The organism is Priestia sp. YIM B13551, from assembly GCF_042787905.1.
Lineage (GTDB): Bacteria > Bacillota > Bacilli > Bacillales > Bacillaceae_H > Priestia.
The window spans coordinates 45,736-65,347 of the sequence record NZ_JBHZOX010000012.1 but is presented as its reverse complement, the minus strand read 5'-3'; the positions used below and the strand labels follow the sequence as shown (position 1 = coordinate 65,347).

Annotated in this window: 19 protein-coding genes; 10 read left to right on the top strand and 9 right to left on the bottom strand. The window is 33.7% G+C overall.

Annotated features, from left to right (window positions below; translation table 11 throughout):
• The first annotated feature begins 422 nt into the window (after positions 1-422).
• On the top strand, positions 423-623 hold the full coding sequence (locus ACFX4N_RS28105) for a cold-inducible protein YdjO-related protein (protein ID WP_098240112.1): 201 nt from the start codon (positions 423-425) through the stop codon (positions 621-623).
• Positions 624-872: 249 nt separating this feature from the next.
• Here ACFX4N_RS28105 and ACFX4N_RS28100 read toward each other — a convergent pair whose 3' ends face one another.
• A complete protein-coding gene (locus tag ACFX4N_RS28100; RefSeq protein ID WP_013056497.1) occupies positions 873-1,073 on the bottom strand; it encodes a cold-shock protein in 201 nt (66 codons plus the stop codon).
• 352 nt (positions 1,074-1,425) lie between these two features.
• Between ACFX4N_RS28100 and ACFX4N_RS28095 the strand changes: the two genes are divergently transcribed.
• Positions 1,426-1,566 (top strand): FbpB family small basic protein, encoded by a 141-nt coding sequence (locus ACFX4N_RS28095; protein WP_081113382.1) that lies wholly within the window; start codon positions 1,426-1,428, stop codon positions 1,564-1,566.
• 139 nt (positions 1,567-1,705) lie between these two features.
• Positions 1,706-1,888, top strand: a complete 183-nt coding sequence (locus tag ACFX4N_RS28090) for a hypothetical protein (RefSeq protein WP_053487948.1) — start codon at positions 1,706-1,708, stop codon at positions 1,886-1,888.
• A 371-nt stretch (positions 1,889-2,259) separates the two neighbouring features.
• Here ACFX4N_RS28090 and ACFX4N_RS28085 read toward each other — a convergent pair whose 3' ends face one another.
• Positions 2,260-2,457, bottom strand: a complete 198-nt coding sequence (locus ACFX4N_RS28085) for a hypothetical protein (protein ID WP_081113386.1) — start codon at positions 2,455-2,457, stop codon at positions 2,260-2,262.
• A gap of 2,519 nt (positions 2,458-4,976) precedes the next feature.
• Between ACFX4N_RS28085 and ACFX4N_RS28080 the strand changes: the two genes are divergently transcribed.
• From ACFX4N_RS28080 to ACFX4N_RS28060, 5 genes are all read left to right on the top strand, one after another.
• Entirely contained in the window at positions 4,977-6,260 is a 1,284-nt protein-coding gene (locus ACFX4N_RS28080) for a replication protein (RefSeq protein ID WP_377263513.1), read from the top strand.
• A gap of 107 nt (positions 6,261-6,367) precedes the next feature.
• A complete protein-coding gene (locus ACFX4N_RS28075; protein ID WP_192100795.1) occupies positions 6,368-7,156 on the top strand; it encodes a ParB N-terminal domain-containing protein in 789 nt (262 codons plus the stop codon).
• A 702-nt stretch (positions 7,157-7,858) separates the two neighbouring features.
• Positions 7,859-8,593 (top strand): MerR family transcriptional regulator, encoded by a 735-nt coding sequence (locus tag ACFX4N_RS28070; protein WP_055991825.1) that lies wholly within the window; start codon positions 7,859-7,861, stop codon positions 8,591-8,593.
• A gap of 802 nt (positions 8,594-9,395) precedes the next feature.
• Positions 9,396-9,875, top strand: coding sequence for a MerR family transcriptional regulator (locus ACFX4N_RS28065; RefSeq protein ID WP_055991828.1), 480 nt, complete (start codon positions 9,396-9,398; stop codon positions 9,873-9,875).
• A gap of 335 nt (positions 9,876-10,210) precedes the next feature.
• On the top strand, positions 10,211-10,432 hold the full coding sequence (locus ACFX4N_RS28060; protein WP_053487940.1) for a helix-turn-helix domain-containing protein: 222 nt from the start codon (positions 10,211-10,213) through the stop codon (positions 10,430-10,432).
• A gap of 113 nt (positions 10,433-10,545) precedes the next feature.
• Here the strand turns inward: ACFX4N_RS28060 and ACFX4N_RS28055 are convergent, their stop codons facing one another.
• The gene (locus ACFX4N_RS28055) at positions 10,546-12,099 is read right to left on the bottom strand and encodes a DUF4365 domain-containing protein (protein ID WP_377263510.1); all 1,554 of its coding nucleotides are present in this window, start codon (positions 12,097-12,099) and stop codon (positions 10,546-10,548) included.
• A gap of 478 nt (positions 12,100-12,577) precedes the next feature.
• Between ACFX4N_RS28055 and ACFX4N_RS28050 the strand changes: the two genes are divergently transcribed.
• Entirely contained in the window at positions 12,578-12,748 is a 171-nt protein-coding gene (locus ACFX4N_RS28050) for a helix-turn-helix transcriptional regulator (RefSeq protein ID WP_081113383.1), read from the top strand.
• A gap of 1,083 nt (positions 12,749-13,831) precedes the next feature.
• Here ACFX4N_RS28050 and ACFX4N_RS28045 read toward each other — a convergent pair.
• The 6 genes from ACFX4N_RS28045 to ACFX4N_RS28020 all read right to left on the bottom strand — a co-directional run bounded on the left by ACFX4N_RS28045 (position 13,832) and on the right by ACFX4N_RS28020 (position 18,896).
• Positions 13,832-14,068 carry a hypothetical protein gene (locus ACFX4N_RS28045; protein ID WP_053487938.1) on the bottom strand — a complete coding sequence of 79 codons (237 nt, stop codon included), beginning with the start codon at positions 14,066-14,068 and terminating at the stop codon, positions 13,832-13,834.
• A 94-nt stretch (positions 14,069-14,162) separates the two neighbouring features.
• Positions 14,163-14,855 (bottom strand): hypothetical protein, encoded by a 693-nt coding sequence (locus ACFX4N_RS28040; RefSeq protein WP_097813080.1) that lies wholly within the window; start codon positions 14,853-14,855, stop codon positions 14,163-14,165.
• Positions 14,852-15,985 (bottom strand): FtsK/SpoIIIE domain-containing protein, encoded by a 1,134-nt coding sequence (locus tag ACFX4N_RS28035; protein WP_335440384.1) that lies wholly within the window; start codon positions 15,983-15,985, stop codon positions 14,852-14,854. The genes ACFX4N_RS28040 and ACFX4N_RS28035 overlap by 4 nt, the downstream gene beginning before the upstream one ends.
• 12 nt (positions 15,986-15,997) lie before the next feature.
• Positions 15,998-16,297 (bottom strand): hypothetical protein, encoded by a 300-nt coding sequence (locus tag ACFX4N_RS28030; RefSeq protein ID WP_192100799.1) that lies wholly within the window; start codon positions 16,295-16,297, stop codon positions 15,998-16,000.
• Between the two features lie 579 nt (positions 16,298-16,876).
• A complete protein-coding gene (locus tag ACFX4N_RS28025) occupies positions 16,877-18,277 on the bottom strand; it encodes a sucrose-specific PTS transporter subunit IIBC (RefSeq protein WP_377263507.1) in 1,401 nt (466 codons plus the stop codon).
• Between the two features lie 439 nt (positions 18,278-18,716).
• Positions 18,717-18,896 (bottom strand): hypothetical protein, encoded by a 180-nt coding sequence (locus tag ACFX4N_RS28020; RefSeq protein ID WP_377263505.1) that lies wholly within the window; start codon positions 18,894-18,896, stop codon positions 18,717-18,719.
• Between the two features lie 75 nt (positions 18,897-18,971).
• Here ACFX4N_RS28020 and ACFX4N_RS28015 point away from each other — a divergent pair, with 75 nt between their 5' ends.
• Positions 18,972-19,532 carry a GNAT family N-acetyltransferase gene (locus ACFX4N_RS28015; RefSeq protein ID WP_377263503.1) on the top strand — a complete coding sequence of 187 codons (561 nt, stop codon included), beginning with the start codon at positions 18,972-18,974 and terminating at the stop codon, positions 19,530-19,532.
• Positions 19,533-19,612 lie beyond the last annotated feature (80 nt).

Genomic DNA, 19,612 nt, shown 5'->3' with positions numbered 1-19,612 from the left:
TTAGGCACGCCGCCAGCGTTCATCCTGAGCCAGGATCAAACTCTCCGAAGAAATGTTTGACTTGCTCAATTTAAAAATAAAAATTAACGTTGACGTTTGTCGCTTTGTTCAGTTTTCAAAGTTCAATATTCCGTAAAACAAGTTGTCGTTTCAACGACGCTTTATAATAATAAAACATATCAAATGAAACGTCAATAGTTTTTCTAAAAAACATTATTTTTTATTCTCATTGTATTTTACACATCACCGTAACAAGTATTCACCAAACATGAATTGCTATACTTTACTATTCATGTTCCCCCTGTTTACTCTTATTTTCAACTATGAGATTGATTCTAGTAAAATATGAACGGCATAAAAGATATAAAGTATTTATGCTCTCTTTATAAGGCATACTTATAAAGAGAGGAGTAGTGATGAGTATGTATTATAACAAAAGAAATCAAGAACCTCCGGTTCAAGAAGAAACAGAAATTTGGGAATGTACAGTAGAAGAGTGTAAAGGGTGGATGAGGAAAGACTTTTCTTACGATAGTCACCAGAAATGTCCTTTGTGTAAAAGTCAGATGGAGGCTAAAAAACGCCTTATTGATAAAATCCCCCGTAACCCCCATAGAAAATAATATAAACCTATGCTTTTAGAAAGATTAAACACTACCTATACATAAAAAAGTCTTTGTTCATATTTGCTTTCTATCTCTATTGTATGTTATAACTAGTTAACCTTGTATCGATCGTCTTGACTAAACCCCAGGCTTTTTTAAAGCCTGGGGTTTCTATTTAACTAATAACAGTAGATAAATCACGGTCTTCTAATTATAAAAACATAAAAAAAGACTCCTTTATGGGAGTCTTTTTTTGATTACTTTTGATTATGCTTTATGAACATTAGCAGCTTGTGCTCCGCGTTGACCTTGCTCGATATCAAAAGTAACTTTTTGACCTTCTTCTAATGATTTGAAACCTTCACCTTGAATAGCACTGAAATGAACGAATACATCGTCTCCGCCTTCGATTTCAATGAAACCGAAACCTTTGTCTGCATTAAACCATTTTACTGTACCTTGTGTCATAATGTTGCCTCCTGCTGTGGAATACTCCACAAATGTATTACCAATCTTGCCCAAACATACTATTTCAAGATAAAAACTTCTAATTAGGGTTTTTTCTTTTCTCAATATACCGAACAAAAATAAGTTAATTGGAGTATAACACATAGGTATACCGATAGCAAATAACGGAAATAGAACCCTAATACAAAAGGTATGGACTGTTGCAACCACCTTACTCTTCTTAATTTGACTATTATAAGAATAAGAATTCTACTCTTCATTTTATGATAGTAAATAATTGCTTTATCCCATTTAATCGTTATAATCATACTTGTCTACGGACTAAACTAAACAGTAAGAAAGAAGTGCCATTATGAGAAAGTTAAAACCCTCTTTTCAAAAACTAGTCAATGAAAACAGACATGAAATACTAGAAGATAAAAAGGTTATGGAAAAGATTGAAGAAAAAATTGAAGCTCGCCAGGAGCAGGCTATAAAGACGAAAACGAAATAAGAGTAGAATAAAAACATCCTATCTAAACGGATGTTTTTTTTGTATTGTACTGCTGTCGCATCTCTAAGTAAATGTCTTTTTACAGGATATTTCATCTGCCATGTCGAATCTAGCAAGTCACAAGGAAGGGGCTGTTAATATGAATTCAAAAGAACAAAAGAAGTTGGCAACTACTAGAGAACTAATGAGGAATGCTAAAGAACAAACTGATTTACCTTCTGAGTTAGAACAAGACTTAGAGAATTTAGAATTACAACGACGAATGAAACAATTAGAGTTAGAAAGTAAGTTCCTAAAAAACCAGAACGATGAACTAGTTTAATTCACAGCATCCGTTCAGAGGTGCTTTTTCAACATTTTAACACTTTTACATCAGAATCCCTTATCTATGTGCCCAATGCGTATTTGTCTAGATTTCGCACTTTGGTTATGACAAAATCCCCTCCCTTTTTAGAGCAAAACATGTTATAATACGTTTAACCAATACTTTAATTTCGAAAAAGGGTGCGTTTCTTAAAGGAAACGCACCCTTTTTTATTATAATTTATGCAGGCTGAATGTTATTTTCCAAGTCATTATTGTCTTTCTATTAAATAGCTGAGACATGATATAATGAGAATATCTTTCGATTTCAATGCACATGTTATCTTAAGAGGCCAGACTGGTTTTAACTAGTCTGGCTTTCTCTTTTATTCACCTATATTTTTTATCCAACTGACCCTTTACATATGTACAACTTGCCGAATGTTCACGTAAAAAGAAGTGGTCTTTTTTATAATGTACTCTTACCAGACAAGAAAGACAAACAAAAAATCCCATGTTCTCTTTTTCACCTGTAACTTCATGAGCATAAAATTCTCCCGTTGTTTTAACTTGATCAACGATTTCCATATAACCATTATAAAAATAAGCTAGCTTGTTATAGTACTTGTTAATAATAATCAAATCTTAATTCGCTGGTTATCTTGCTTCTTCTCCCTTCTTAATATAAAAAAAGAAGACTCTTCTGTCTTCATTTCGCTTTCAAACTTTTGCTTTTTTCAACGTTCCATTTCTTGTGCTACAATTCTTTTTTGTAGATTGTGCTCCATTATTCCGTGCAAAAGATTTTGTAAATCCATTTTATAATTTCTTTTTTTCCTTTTGTCCTAATACTTTTTCTCTCTCAATACCTCCACCTTTTTAAGTCGACTTTTAAAGAAATCTTAGCGAGAAATCTTTTTTATTTTTCAATTCCATTTATTTTTTAATGGCAATTGGATCTATATTTCGTAAAAACATATCTATCATATTCGTTCCTTTCCTGTAAATTGTGAGTCCCCACTTCAAAAGAGAGAAGAGCATAAGGGGTTTTTGCTATCACATAGGGTGATAGGCTAGGCAAAGCCTAGCAAAACCGTGATATCAAGAAAAAGCTCTTCATGTCCCTTTTGAGTCCCCTTTTCACCCTTAAACACCGTTTTTTCAGGTTGAATTTTTACCTTTTAATCTTATTTATTCACCATAGTCCCTTTTGGGTCCCCTTTTGTTTTTTCACTTCATGACCAAATCCTGTTCTTTTTCGTTCAACTTTTTCAGCTTTTCTTGCAAATTTTTTTGTTTATCTTCATAGAGTCGAACGCTTATATTACTGGATTGAATCGCATCTTTTTTTATCGCGATTTTTGATTTTGCATTGGCTTTCCCATAGTTTTTTATTTTCTTTTTTCACAAAATCTTTTTTAACTCATGTGAACATAAAAAAATAAATATCAATGTCCTGTGAACCTGCATTTTTTTAGAAGAGTCACCGTTTATAGAATTAAAATTGATTCATAAATGATAAAAAAGCACGCGTAAATCACTTGTATTGTAAGCAAAAAAAAATGGACGTTTTGATTATGAACGTGTGAACAAAAATAAAAAAAGATCGCTTACTTCTGTCTCATCTTTTCAAAAAACAATTCAAAATGAAGTGACCCTCGAGGGGACATTTATCAATTATGAAGGGTCGGTGAAGGGGTTCCTGGAACAAATGTTGCAATCACTGAAGGTGCGGTGAAAGGACTGCCCCTTAATTTGAAGGTGCGCTGAGGGGGTTCTTGCAAACATTTCTTTGTACCCAAGGTTTTGTTAGGCTCTGCCTAACCCCACACAACCTGTGGGGGCAAAAACCCCTTATGCTCTTCTTTCTATTTTTAAAAGGGCAACACTATTTTGGGAATTTCAAATAAAATATGGAACTTAAAATAAGAAATGTTGATCTTATTGCCGTTAAAAAAATTGTTGGTTTAGTAAAGAAACATGACTAATCCTGACAGCAATTTTGAAAGAATCAGTTTGACCCATTAGCTATTTTTAATCAACACTCTGACCGAGAAGGACATCTTAAGAATTTAACTGAAGCCAACAGTGAGATGATGAACCGTTTTGCAATTTCGATGAAAAACTTAAATGGTAGGTTAAAAGAATTGATGAGGAAGTATGGAGATAATGAATAAAAAAACCAGGTGATTTCACTCGATAAAATCACATATTAATACATTCAAGATTACATGTTTGAAAACAAAATCAGATATCCTAGCGATGCTTTAGCTGACGTTTATAACAGATTCAAATACGAGCAAGAGAAATAATAGGATTTAACAACCATTACAGAAACTGTTTCCATTGAGTTGAAAAACAATTTAAAAAAGACCTTAAAAAGTTACAGCTTGGCGTTACCAATACCCACAAGCATGTACAAATAACCCGAGGTACAGGAAAATTTCTACTCCTAGGATTCAACAAAAAAGCAGCTTCTACATGAGGTAGAAACTGCTTGTATCACATTTTTAATTCTTTGCATAGGGTGATTTTTTGTCACCCTCTTTACAAAAAAGGACTACAAAAAATCACCCTACCCAGAAGAACCATTTGCGATTATTATTGAAAGTGTACGAATCAATAAATCTTCGAATTTATTAAAAACGCAGCATTATAACACACTTCTAACTATTTAGGGAGGGGTAAAAAAATACCCCTCCCCAGATTCCACAAATTCAGCTATGATGAAGTCGACTCCTAAAGAAATAACAAAAAGATCTTAGCCAAAAATACTTGTTTTGATATATTTTGCTAATTTTTATTGAATTATGAGACTAGTTAACGCTATAATAAAACTAACAAAAACGTGCGGATAGAAAAAAGACTTCAACTGTTTAAGAAGTGCGGTAACACTCTTAAACCGTTCCCCCTATTCTCGGTAGGGAAAACACTTGTCGAAGTCTCTTGTTAATAGTTTAGTTTCGTATAAAATAAAACTTATGGTTTTATTTTATATGAAATTGACATCTATTTCAAGGGCTTAGTTCATCTAAATCAAGGCATTGTTTTCCTTTTATCAGGGAGACAGTGTCTTTTTTGTGTTCCTTAAAGGAGAAGATGAACAAATGACAAAGCTCTTTACCTGCTATTTACAAGATGTAAATACCTTCAACGGACGATTCACATGGTTATGGAAAGAGAAACCTACCCTTCGCAAAAAGAAAGAAGCGTTTTTAGAAACACTTCGTACTCATTTCAAAAAACAACAATTGGCCTTACATAAAGTATTCCCTAAAAAACGGATGGAAATGTTAGATTACGTGATTTATAACCTTGTTGCTACAGGCATTCAAGCGATTCACTCCAAAACACTTATGGAAAAGTTTGATGTATCCCAAAGTACCGTTTCTCGCTTTGTGAAATCGTTAAAGGCAACACCGTTTATGATCGTAGCACGTTATATCAAAGAAGATACAACAGGTGCTCATCCTGATAGCTATGTGTTTATCCTTAAAAGCCATAAGAATTTTGATCAAATTTGTGAGGAAATCTTTTTTGCACATGATACAACAGGTGTCCAAACGCTTGAAAAAGAAGAAATGACAAGTCCTGTGACAAGTCCTGTGACAAGTCCAGAAAGTGCTGAAAACGTTGATACAGCAAGCTTTGAGGACGAAAAAGCATCGTCCCCCTTTATTAACCTTGATTTACCTAAAAATCATTTAAATAATCATTTAATATCTGCTTCACAGTCATTTGCGTATATCAAAGGTGTGCCTAAGAAAGTAAATCATGTGTACGCAGGTAAATATGGTCATCAACTAAAAGATTTTTATGCTCGTATTCAAAATGCGGCAAAAGCAGTAAAACGAGATACAGAGATTGAGATTGTGAAAGAGCAAGTTCATGAAGTCGCTTATACAACGATTGTAGGGTTGGATAAATATGTCCATGAGGCGAATCATAAGGGTACTACCCTATCGTTAGATGAAATGTGTCGTCTTGTTTATCAAATTGCTTATAATCAATTTACCAATCTACTAAAAGGGAATACAGAAGAACCATCATCTGCGTCAGACATACATACTGAAGCTAAGACAGCCCTATTTACGCCTAAACATATCATCCGTAAGGAAATCGTACCTGCTTGGTTAAAAGCCGAACAGGAGCAAAAAGAGCGTACACAAGAAACAGCTCTTTCTCTAGATGAGCAGCTTGAAATGATCCAATTAAAGCAAGATTTAGGGCAAAAACTAACACCAGAAGAAGAAACTTTGCTGCAGGAACACAGTTCTACGTACAGTTCGTTAGAAATGGCGCAGCTGAAACAGAGTCTAGGACAAGCCTTAACACCAGAGGAACAAGCTTTATTACAACAACATGAGCAATTACAGGACACCGTTTCGTAATCAAAAAGTGAAGAAATCCCTTAGAAGCTGATGTTTACTAAGAGTATTATTATTTAGAACATACTTCTAAATAACCAATATATAAATCTATGTAGGAGGAGATCACGATGCCACATAAAATGACCCTAACAGGATCTGCGACAGGACCATTACGAGAATATGACCGTTACGTTGCCTTTGATATGCGAGAAAAAGGTTCACCTTCTGCGCCTAAAGGGTTAAAGAAGAGTACGTTTATTTCGTATACCGTGTTTGTTGCGAAGAAAGCCTTTAATAAAACTGGACTAACAAAAAAGAGTATTATGCATGAAAAGATCTTAATTCAAGGGGAACCAACGTTAGATATTCCCATTGACGAGTGCCCTGGGGAAATTGGCATCATCTGCTTCCAGATTACCGTTCTCCCGAGTAAAAACGATAAAGAAGCTAATGAGCCGAAAGATAAAAAAGAAGTAAAACAAGAGGTTTCTGCGCCTTCTGAGGTACAAAAGAACAGTGAATATACCAAGCAGGAAGAAAAACAAGATCCTGTTTCTCAGCCTGTAGCAAAAGAAGAGAAAAAGGAAGCTGAAACAGTACAATCAGAATCGAAAGAAACGCCTATTCAGGAGAAAAAGGCTGCGCCAAAACAGAAGCAGCTACCAACTCAGCCAAAAGGGATACAGGATGTCGTGAGCTTTGATCAGATTATCGTTCCTGAAGCCTTCTTAAAGACACGACCAAATCCTGAAAAAACGCAAAAGGTCATTGATTTTGTGAAGCGCACAGGATACTTAGATGAGCCGTTAACGATTGAGAAAGGCTCTAAGATCCTAAAAGATGGCTATCGTCGTTATATTGTGGCCAAAACCGTTAAAATGGAGAAAGTTCCTGTTATCTATGAATATCAAAAATAAAGCATTTTTAGCTAAGAATTGCTAGTTATTCGTAATAGACAGCAAACAACTATAAGGTGTCCCCTTTCATAGTTGTTTGCTGTCTATTTATCTTGAAAGCCACTTTCTACATATAGCTCATCTACTATATGATTTCATTTTCATTTTTGATTGTATTATTATACGTCCTTAAATTAAAAAGAATGCTTTAACTTTCCTTTTGGCTCTGCTAAACTTAATCATTTTATCTTTGATATATCATTAGTTAAATGAAGCTATTTTAGAGCTATTCCCCCATTTGCATGTTCTGATATCCGAATCCAAGTTGAACTTAAGGTGAACTTTAAAAAAGAATTCGTGTTTGTGAATAAAAAAGGAATTTATTTTTTAGTTAAAATATATTTTTGGTTGAACTTAAGATTAACTTAAATGTATTTAAACAATAATTAAATCAATAATGAGTTTTTTCCGTTTCATTTTAATCAATAATGATAGTTATTGATTAAAAGATAAAACAATAATCTTATTCAGGAAGTAGTTATTACATTATTATTGCTTTAAGATTTACATAGAAGAAGTTAGCAGTTAATATAGAATCAATAATGAGATAAGAACAATGTTATTAGAATCTACGTTAATAATCCCATGGTACGTTTCACTTCAAAATCAATTGCATGATTCTTGTATTATATTAATTATTAATTGACATATGGAGGTGTAGTTATGTCTGAAAAATTGTACTTACCAAAAGAAGTGGTAAATATACTGGGTATCTCTGGAGATTTGCTTCGTAAATGGTGCGAAGAATTCAATATTATTACAGAGTGGACAGGCACTGATTATGGAAAAGGTCATAGAAGGTTTACAAAAGAGAATCTAGAGACACTTAACAGTATAAAGAAGAAAATTCATGAGCAAGGTTGGTCCTGGGATCAAGTGAAACAATGGCGTAATGGTGAAGAAATGACTATTAATGACCACGTAGAACGGTCTATTTTAGAAAAGAAGATAGATCACCTAATTGAAGGTCAGAACCAACAAATAGAATTTAACAGGATTCTTTCAGAAAAATTGGAGCTTCTAACAAAGGAACTTATTTCTACTCAAAAAGAATTAGCTATTGCAAATAAAGAAATTGCAGCAACAAAGCAGCAAATGATTGAAGTAAAAACAGAAAATAAAGACTTAGAAGCATACATAGAAAACAGCCTAAAAAAACGTGATAAAGTTCTTCTTGAAAACATTAGAAAAACTCAAGAAACGCTAAAAGATAATTCAGCTGAACAGGAGTTAAATCAAAATAAACAGAATTTTGAAGAACTGATAAATACTAATCTAAAAGAGTTATTAAAACAAAGAGATGAAGACCTTTTAAATGCATTTACTCATACTCAAAAAGAGTTGATTAAAGAGCAAAATCAAAAGAAGACATTATGGCAAAAGCTATTCTCAAACTAGGAAAAATCATTCCTAGTTTTTTATTTTGTTAACTAATAAATAATAGAAAACAATAATATTTTTATTTAATTATTTATCAATTTCATAAAAATATCTAAATCGGAATTTACTTATAATTGCTTTAATTATCATTTTAAGATTAATTTTATGTTTAACTGAATTTTATTGCTTAATTATAACAAATATTCTGTAAAATTATCGAAAACATCAATGTGCAAAAAATCAATAATTTAAAAGATAATTCATTTATTCTTTTACAAACACAACTCTAAAGTGTTTTAAATTTAATAAAACCGGAAATGAATCATTATTGTTTTATTTCCGAGTTTATAGATCTGTAATTCCCTAAATAAAACAGGAATTCAAAAATAGATTTTTATTTCACAAAAGATTTAATCCTCTAAAAATAAAACTCTAACATTTATCAATGCCACATTTAGCTCATCTGGCACCATGACAACTTTGTTATATCTAAATTATTGACTCAAATCCAGTAGATATTACACTTTAAAATTAAGATAGCACTATTTAATGATTTATTAGATTAATCTCTTTAGATAGTTTATGTTTATATAGCTAAATGCATCGCTGAATCAGGAAAAACCATCACGATGAGGGGAGAGGGCAAATATTTAATCTATGACGTTAGTAAATAGCTAAACATGATAATATACCCTCAATTGAGAATACCGATTACTATAGTAACAATAGCATTACAAGGTATAATATCTCGTTCTCTTATTAATTGAAGGTTTTAACGTATATACCTAGAATAGTTCTCTTGATAAGAGGAGGTGATCATATGTTGAGAGTCATAACCGCAGAAGCAGCATATACCACCGAAGAATTAGCTGATATACTTGGTTTGCCCATATCGACTATACGAAAATACAACTTCCATTTTTCTAAAATTGGTGTGCAGTTTACAAAAAAACAAGGTAGATTAGCTTATACAAATGACGATGTTACCATCTTTCATGAACTAAAAAAAATGTATGCCAATTCCGAAATGACCCTAGAAAAAGCCGTTATAACCGTTGCAAAAAAATTCAACTTAGTACAAATACTAGACACTCCACCTAACATTTCAACTGAAAAACAAACCCTTATCTTAGAACCACTTGAAGTACAAATAAAAGAGATACAAAGCTATATCGATGCAAAATTCGAGGAACGCGAACGTCAATTAATCTCAATGGCTCGTGAAATTCGAGCGTTAAAAAAAGCACAACAACAAAAGAAGAGTTTTTATAAGTGGTTAAAAACCTTTTTTGAAAAATGATTTGCTAGAATGGTGGTATCTCGTTATCTAATATTCACAAAAAAAACCTTTTCCCTCTAGGTAAAGGTTTTTTTTTGTGAAGTCCAATTTCAAAGAATATCGATAACAAAGACCGCCCATTACTTATCAGTGTATAAGGCGGTCTTAACTGTATTCATGCTATATGATTATGACAAAAATATCGACATTATTCTAACTCTGCATAAGTAATATTTATATATTGTTTATTTTATAGTTTATTATATGTGATAAATAAATTTTATTGCGGAATTTTTTCCCTAAAATGAATATTTTTTTTGAAAGTGTCAATCCTTTATAAAAAGGAGTGTGCTCTTATGCCTAAGATAACCCAAAAGAGTAAATTAGGAAAATACTTAATGAACAAAGGCTATAATCAAACGGAAATAGTTAAAGTAACTAAGATGGATAGAAAAACAGTTAGCAAGATTTACAATGATTCAAATTACATCCCATCAGGTACCACGATTAAGAAAATTATGAATGTCTTAAAAAAAATTGACCCAAAACTGAAAGTAGAGGACTTTTTTAATTTATAAGCCCTATTGTGGGTAAGTAGGGCTTATTTATTGTACTAAAGACAAAGAACTTTATAAAAAGGAGCTTTCATAAAAGTTTACTAGCAAGCTATATACAGAAGAAAATGAGCATACTACTCCAAATTTTGATAAAAACGGTAAATTGGAAATTCCATGATTTCTTCTTTTTCCTTCCCAGTAAGAGTAGCAAATATTCTCTTCGCTTTTACTTTATTTTTCAACAAAACTTCACATGCAAAACATATTGTTTGCTCGTTATTCATTTCTGCTCTTTCTGTTATGTTGTAAAGGTCATTTTTTTCCTCTTCTGATAATGCATGGCCTTGCTTGAGTTTAATGATATAAATATTAACCTTTGCAATATCATCTTCTGGATACTTAGCTAAGTATCGTTGGTTTAGATCAAGAGCAAATTCTAAATAGCTTTCATCATGGGATTTATCGTAAAAGTCTATATACTCTAAAGAACTAGTAATTATTAAGTCAGCTTGTATATCATGATGTTCATCGGCAAAAGATAATTTTACTATGTCAAAATCAAAGTTTGTATCTTTCACCATTTCTTCAATTTTTCGAGAAGCGAAAATGCTTACTTTTTGGTCATGATTTTCCCGATTATCAGATAACATAACAGGTTTAACAGTATCCTGCCCGTGATTACTAGCTACATCTGTTATAGACGAATATCTACTCGTTATTTTTAACGCTTCTTCACTATAAAGGTTAAGGAAACATCCATCTGCATACACTAATGCTAGTTTCACATATTTGGAAAGTTCAATATTGATTATCTCCGTTTTTTCTAGTTTTTCTTGATGAATATTTAGTAAGCTATATTGTTTATTTTTAAAGATATTGATTATAGCATTGAATAGGGAAGGGAAATCTTCCTTATCATCAAATATATAATTTTCACTTATTCCAATTTGAGTACAAATATCTCTCAGTTCTTTGTAGGATTCAATCTCTTCCTCAATTTGTTGGAGATGCCCCTTTAAATTTAATGTTCCACCAGATAACTGTAAAGATTGAAAGGGAAACTTATTGCGCTGTATGTAATAGTTTAGTAATCGTAAACATTTCATATAGGAACCGAGACTTTTTACTCTTTCTAGATGGAATAGACCAGATTTCTTTCTCCTATCAAAATCCAACGTTAAAGTATCTTCTATAACGACCTTGAATCCCTTCTCTGTTTCAATGATTTGGTAAGTAACAAGGGTGGATTCACTGTTCATATAAACGACTTCGTTTTTTCCAATTTTCAACTCATCTAATTTAACTTCCTCCACTGGTAACTTAATACCGTCGTCTGGGATACCATATACGTGAATCATCCCTTCATATAAATTAAAAGCTTTCTTTTGCATGTTAATAAGATCTACTTTGTAATGCGTAGATTCTTTGTTTTCGGATGTTTCAGTAGAGCGTATTTGCTGTTTGTCTACCTCTTCTATAAATGTGTGACGTAAAGGATCTAAATCTTCATTTTTCATTTTTTTGAAATCAAAGGAAATAGATTTCTTTTCACTTGAATTAAGATGAGATAAGAGTGATCTAACTTTTAGTGGGGCTAATATCCGATAATACGCTAGCTGTTCAAGAGTTGTTGTATCAGTTTCTAGATCTTTTGCTGCAACCTTTTTTGGGGGTTTTGTTGTAACCATTCAATTCTCTCCTTCTTCATGATGAACATTTAAGTCGTTAAAAACTCATCGAATCCTAGTATAGCAACAACGAAACAGCATTCGTTAGATAAATTAAATCCAACGATTGTATTTCTCAGCTATTTCTTAGTCAATGAAATGGGTTTACTATCAAACAAAAAAATCCTGTTATATACAAGATTCTTGATCAAACATTATTATAGACAATCCAAGTCCAAACAAAATAACATGAAAAAGGGCACTTTCCCGGCTAGGAAAGCACCCCCATGTCAAAACTTAGTACGTAACGGACTTTTATTATAACATAGGTTGCCCTCAAAAAGTAGGAGGGCCTTATCATGGATAAAAGCGAAAAACTATTGAAAAACTATTAATGGGTATTGAAAATATCTTGAGTGTGGCGTCTGATTTAGTTGATGAAGTTGCTGGGCTAAAGAGTGCAGAAAAAGAATGTAAAACCCTGGAATAGAAAGTATTTATGAATCAAATAACTCAAGCAGAACAAGAAGTCTTTGCTCTTTCTATTGATGGTCATTCTATCTCAGAAATACAAGATATTCTCCATAAAGAAGAGTGCACAATTAAGAATCAAAGAAGGAGTATCTTGAAAAAGTTGAACACGCAGTCTATGACAGAAGCTGTTAAATAGTTTCAAAATCTACATCAAGAACCCTCACAAAAACTAATATGTCTTTCTTAACTATATATTAGCCTTTAAGGCTATAGGAGCAGGCTTAAGCCTGCTTTTGATACATCTCGTATCAAAAATAATACAAGATGTATCATTTTCTATACATAAATGTTTCATAGCTGGTGAAATATTTATGTGAATGATTTATATCCTAATTGAGCACACTATTGAAAAGATGGAGAGATGTTCATTTTCAATCCTTCATTGTGTGCTATGAATAAGCTAAGAGAAAAACCTACTGAACATGGGACTGACCCCATAGACAGTAGGTTTTTCTCTTCTCTATACATAAGTTCTTACTAACTTGAACAAACTAATCCAGAGGTCAATATATGATTTCAAAAACAACTTCTAATTACTCACTATTCATAGAGAAAACTACTGGAGCATGGTCAGTAGTTTTTCTGTTTTTACGCTGTATATGGTAGACATGTTTAGTTAACATAAGATCAATAAAGTATAGAATCTCTTCAACAGGGCAGACTGCTAAAGTTCGTTGGATCATATACAATACCTGTTGTATATAAATAGCTTTATTTCTTGTTGCAGTTGCAGACTTCCTAACAAGTCTGTTTCTTTTTATTTAATAATTATAAAAATGAATAATAAATAACATCTTGAGCAAACTACTCAAGATGGATGAATCATCACTTAGCTAACTCCTAAAAACAGAAAAACTCCCTTAACGCATTGGGGGAGTTTTTCTGTTTTTAGGCTGTATAAAGTATACAACTTTAGTTAACATAATCACTCTTCAAGGAAGCAAAAGAACCCTTACAGGAAAAGGGTTCTTTTGTGGGTGCCTTTAATCGGATATGCAGCTTTTTATACACCTTTGATATGACGGTGATTTCTCCAGGTGTGTGTGAAGAAAAGGCGTATAAAAAGACTACCTTTTATACATATGTCGATTCATCCAAAAATAGCCATTATGGCAAAAATGTGCTATTGTTTACTTGCGGTTATATTTTGGTACTTTATAATTAGCAGTCCTAATAAAAAGCTATCTCATTCTATGAGATAGCTTTTTCCTTTTATCTTTTACATCATACTTTCGGGTAATAAATCCAAAGAAAAAATTAAAATAATAAGAGCTAAAAGAAAAGAAATAAGATTAATCCACCATTTATTCTTTGATTTAATACCCCAAACGCCAACTGGTATTACAAATAAATATTTTGCAACGGTCTCATTTACATTCATTACTTCAGGGAGAAAAACACTTGCTAAATAAAGACAAACAGCTATTATTAAAGAATTTCTAATTATGATTAACAAAATAAGTATCCTCCGTAAAATAGTACCTTTTAAACAAACTTTACTATATTCCTAATGATAACTAAATTAGAAATTTTGATTAACCTAAAATAGTTTATGTTAAATTTATCTTGATTCCATTAGAAGAATTATTTTTTATTCTCGATTCTTTTTGTTGTTTGACAGGACCCTTATATTTTTCCATTAATTCATGAATACTTGATACCTGTATAATCCTAATGTGCTCAGAAGTAACAGCATAACGAACAGGCGTAACCAGAATAACGGAAGGGAAGATGGCTGATCGATCTTCTGGCTGCCAATGCAATGCTTTCCATTCATCCGAAAAGAAAAACTCTTCGTATAAGTTAATCTTCGCTTGCATTTTCTGTTCGGAATACTGATTTCTCTGAATTTCAATCCAAAAGGGAGATCCTTTAAAAACACAAAAGAGATCTGGTTCAATGCCTCCTTTTCTTCCTGTGGGCTTATCTTCTACAATGACGTGTTTAGGTACACTATACGTACACATTTGCTTATAGACATCTAGAATTGAAAGGAAATGAAGTATTTTTTGAGAGTTCTTTTTGATTTTGGCATCTACAGGCAAGTAGACCGTCGGAGAATACTGTTGTGTACGTTCAATGAGCCCTAATCGATATAAACGTACCATGACACTATTACATGCATTTACGGGCGATTTCAGTTGTTTAAAAAATAGGTCAACCAATGAGTCTCGATCCACGGCTCTAAATTGATTAATAAACGCTATGATGTCTTTATCACGTTGAGATAAACGGAAACTCATCGCTGCTCCTCCTTCTCTAATAATCCAAAGATGGACTGTGATACTACTTCTAGTTCTGGTTTAGGATCTTTCACGAGCGTTTTATAAGGCGAAAGTATTTCCTTACAAGCTTCTTCATCTAAGAAAAAGGCTTGAAACTCTTTCACCTCATCTATTTTAATTTTCATGCGCCCCCTGGCTGCGGCATCAATTTCTTCTGCGCCGATTACTCCGGCTACTTTCGCATTTATCGCATCGGCCTGCCTTCCAGAGATCCGAACCCGTAAGTTTGCTTTTAGTGCTGAATTCAACAAATCGGCATCTGGACGCTGCATCGCAATAATCGTATGAACACCTAGCGCACGACCTTGGCTGGCAAACTGTTGAATCATCTCTACAAGATCCGTTTCTCTCTTCACTATGGACATTTCATCAATTACCACAACAATACGAGGCAGCTTAAAAGGTAGCCTCCTAATATGCGTGACCCCATGCTCTAACAATAAATCGCCTCTTCGATACATTTCAGCTCGTAATAAAGCAAAAGGTTTTCTCATATCCTTTGCCTCAAAACAAAGCGCTTCCACATGCTCAATCCCATGAAATAGCCCTAAATCAGCTCGTTTCAAATCCACTAAGACTAAGCGCAAGTCTTCAGGAGAGGTATACTTCACCCATGTGGTGAGGATCACACGCATGAGACTGCTTTTTCCGGCTCCAATTTCGCCAGATATCAATAAGGTTTCTAAGTCGGCAAAATCCCATGAAACGGGGTTTCCATAGATATCTTGACCAATGCATACCGGCAGCTCCATTTTCTCAATATGAGGATGAATGACTTCATACCTATAATTGAGCATCTTAGGTAGGCTTTTGTGATGAACGGTAATACTAAAGTTCTTTAAGCTGCCATTCACTTCAATATTGCTGCCTAATACTTGGCGTAAGGCCCATCTTTTTTTATTTAAAAGTTCAGGATCAATGCCATTCAGTAAGGAAAAAGCATACCGAGTGTAGGTGTGCTGATGATCGATCCGATGGATCTTCGGAAATTGATAGGAGGTGCGATCCCCACGCTTTATGACCCGATAAATCTCTGCTGTACGAAACGCTTTAATAAGCTTTCCACGCAATTTTAGTTTCTCAAACATCTAAACCCCTCCTCAAAACATAAATGTCGCAAAGAAGTAAAGTAAGGCTCCATAAAAGGTGACAGGTAAGATAAACCGCATCACTTTTTCAAACTGATCGGCAAGATCTATTACACCCCATCGATTTAATATCTGTTCAATGAAGGCAATTCCTAAGACAATACCTCCTATGGTTAGAATGGTAGGATCAAGCATGGCAAATGGACTAAAAGGAACAAACGAATAAGCGTTAAAAGGACGAGGTGTTATTGAGGAGGTTAAAGAAGGTTTATGAAAGAAGTTTCGAAAGTTAAACCATTGTGTTTTTCTCATGTTGGTACCCACTTTCATTCTTTTTATTTTTTCGCCTTTCATGTCTCAATTATTTCAGCTCAACACATCCGGTCGCCCCCTTCGCCTCCTCGGCTCAGCTCCCTTACAGATTCCATGAAGAGCTTTACTAAACGTATAAAGCTTGTATTAATGCAGTAACATTAAATAAATAGATACTGATTAATGAGTGAAGTAGTAACTCCTTAGATACTATGTAGCTACAGCAGCAAGGTTGCGTGTCCAATCGAAAAATAAAAAAGACCCCTTACCTCAGTAGGTAAGGGGTAGCTGATTATGTAAGAAGTAAGGGTTTTTTATATGCTGGGGATTGGTCTAGTGGCTTCTCTTTTTATAAAATGGACGAGAGGTCGGAAGATGTCACACCGTCTAAAGTAGAACATAATGAGCAGCAGTGGCAGCGTGAAGAATCGCATATTTCAGATTTTAAAAATAAGTAAATAAAATTATATAAAAAAGAGAAGGTCTTTAATCTTCTCTTTTCCTACAACATCAATGATTAAGCCTTTTCTAATGTCATTCATTATAGTTTATTAATTACAATTTATAATTTATATATAATTATCGATTCTTAAGCATCTTATCGTTATAACCAAACAGCCATGTCAGAATAAATGATACAGCAAAGGCAATCAAATTAACGAAAATATAGATAAAAAACTGGTTATTCAAGTATAATAATAATCCTGGAATAGCTGTAACAGACATTCCTGTTGCTTTTAGATGAAAAATCGAGGCTAAGAATCCCCCTACTGCTCCTCCTATAAGGCCCATTATAAAGGGTTTAAAGAACCTTAGGTTTACTCCAAATATAGCCGGTTCTGTAATCCCTAAAAAGGCTGAAAATGCTGATGGTAATGCTAATGCTTTCAATTTTTTATTTTTAGATTTCAATCCAACTGCTAGCGTTGCAGCCCCTTGAGCTACGATTGCGCTAGTAATTAATGGATTGAATGGATTAAATTTTGTATCAGCTAATAATTGAATTTCAAGTAAATTAAATATATGATGAACGCCAGTAATTACAACAACTTGTTGTAGGCCACCAATAATAATACCAGCTAAACCAAATGGTAAATCTAAAATTGCTTTTGTACCTGTTAGAATTATATTTTCTAATGAATGAAAGACTGGTCCGATAGCGAAGAGACCTAATGTAATCATGATCAATAATGTTAGAAATGGCGTGAGTATTAAATCAATTGAATCGGGCACTTTTTTACGAATCCAACGCTCTAATTTTGCCCCTATAAGACCTACAAAGAAAGCCGGTAAAACAGAACCCTGATACCCTACAACTGGAATAAATCCAAAGAAGTGAATAGGATGTGCGTCTCCTGAACCTACTGCATATGCGTTTGGAAGTGCTGGATTTACTAACATTAATCCCAAGACAATTCCTAGAACAGGACTTCCACCAAATACTTTAAATGCTGACCATGCAATTAATGCTGGTAAGAATGCAAAAGCTGTATCTGTGACAACTTGTGTAAACATTATAAAGTTTTCAGGGATATCATTTGGTGTATAACCGAACCAATTTAACACTGCTTCTTGCGTTAATACCCCACGTAAACCCATAAACAATCCGGTTGCAACAAGAACTGGAATAATTGGAACGAAAACGTCACCAAAGGTTCGGATAGCTCGTTGAAAAGCGTTGCCTTGTTTCTTAGATTCTGCTTTTACTTCAGATGTAGACGTGCCTTTAATACCCAACTCATTCACTGCTTCATATACTTTATTAACAGTTCCTGTGCCAAAGATAATTTGGTATTGTCCTGAATTATAAAATGCACCCTTTACTTTCTCTATATTTTCGACTGCTTCTTGATTTACTTTTGTTTGATCATGTATCATAATACGCAATCTTGTTGCACAGTGAGCAAATGACGAAATGTTTTCTCTTCCACCTATTGCCTCAACTACTTTGCTAGCTATGTCTTTGTAACCCTTTTCCACTTGATGATAACACCCCTTTGGTGATGATAGTATAATGAAACTGTGATAAGAAAAAAACTAATATTTCTGATTCGACTGTGACTATATTTCTTGCTATTTATAAAAGATATAGCCCGAACGAATAGGAACCGGTTCCAAAAAAGCTAAAAAAACAACATATACATAATTAAATGTTTCCTTTCATAGGAGCCAATTTCGTTAAATAAGAAGTCAACTTGGAACCGGTTTCTTTCGCTTATTATAGTTTATGAAATAAGAAAATGTCAACGCTTTCTTTTGTTAGTCAGGCATTCTAAATTCCAGATTTTTAAAAACAAACATAGCTATATAAAAAAGAAGGTACTTGAAGGGCGTCATTACGCATGTAGAGCTTGTATTAACGCGGTAACGATACTGAACTAGATACTGATTAGGTAATGGAGGCATGATTCTTTAGATACTATGTAGCTACTGCAGTAAGCTTGCCTGTCCATTCCAAAAATAAAAAAGAATCCTTACTGCAGTAGGTGGTCGGTAGATGGTGATGTAAGAAGTGCTGGGTTTTTATATGCTGGGGCTTGTCCAGTTGTTTACCTTTTTCATAAATTGGACCAGAGATAAAAAGATACTTCATTGGCATAATAGAAGGTATAAGGGTCAGGTGTAATTTATCTGGTTTAAAATTAGAACAACAAGTTAGATAGGAGAAATTATTGTGGAAATTAGAACAATTTGCACATGGGACGATGAACTTTGGAAGAACGCGAGTCCTCTTTATTTGGAAGCATTCGGTGATAAGGGGGCTAAATCGGTTAAGATTATCAAAAGTATGTTTGCACAAGGAATTGCCGAGCTTCATGTAGGATATAACAAGTCAATACCCGTTGTTATGTCTCTCACGGGGAAGCTTGTATCCGATCAGGTGTTGATCATTGACTATTTGGCCGTATCCGAAAAAGAGCGAGGACACGGACTTGGCAAACATTTTGTTGATTACCTGCGACAGAAAGCTGCTGCTGAGGGATATCCGAAATTAATTATTGAGGTGGAATCAAAGGAAACACTAGATAATAGAAGGCGTATCAGCTTTTGGCAATCATGTGGCTTCCTTCTCACAGAATATGTTCATCACTACGTCTGGGTGCCGGAAACCTATCGTGCCATGTACCTTCCCCTCATTGCTGATTCAAGAAAGACAACTGGGGAAGAACTGTTTGTGTATATCAATACCTTTCACCGGCTATCGTTTCGTCGAGGTGGTAAGGAAGAAAGTTAGGGATTTATTCTACGTACTTTTAAAGTTTTACAACCTTGTGCAGTACCTGAAATATTATATTTTTCATAAAATGGACGAGG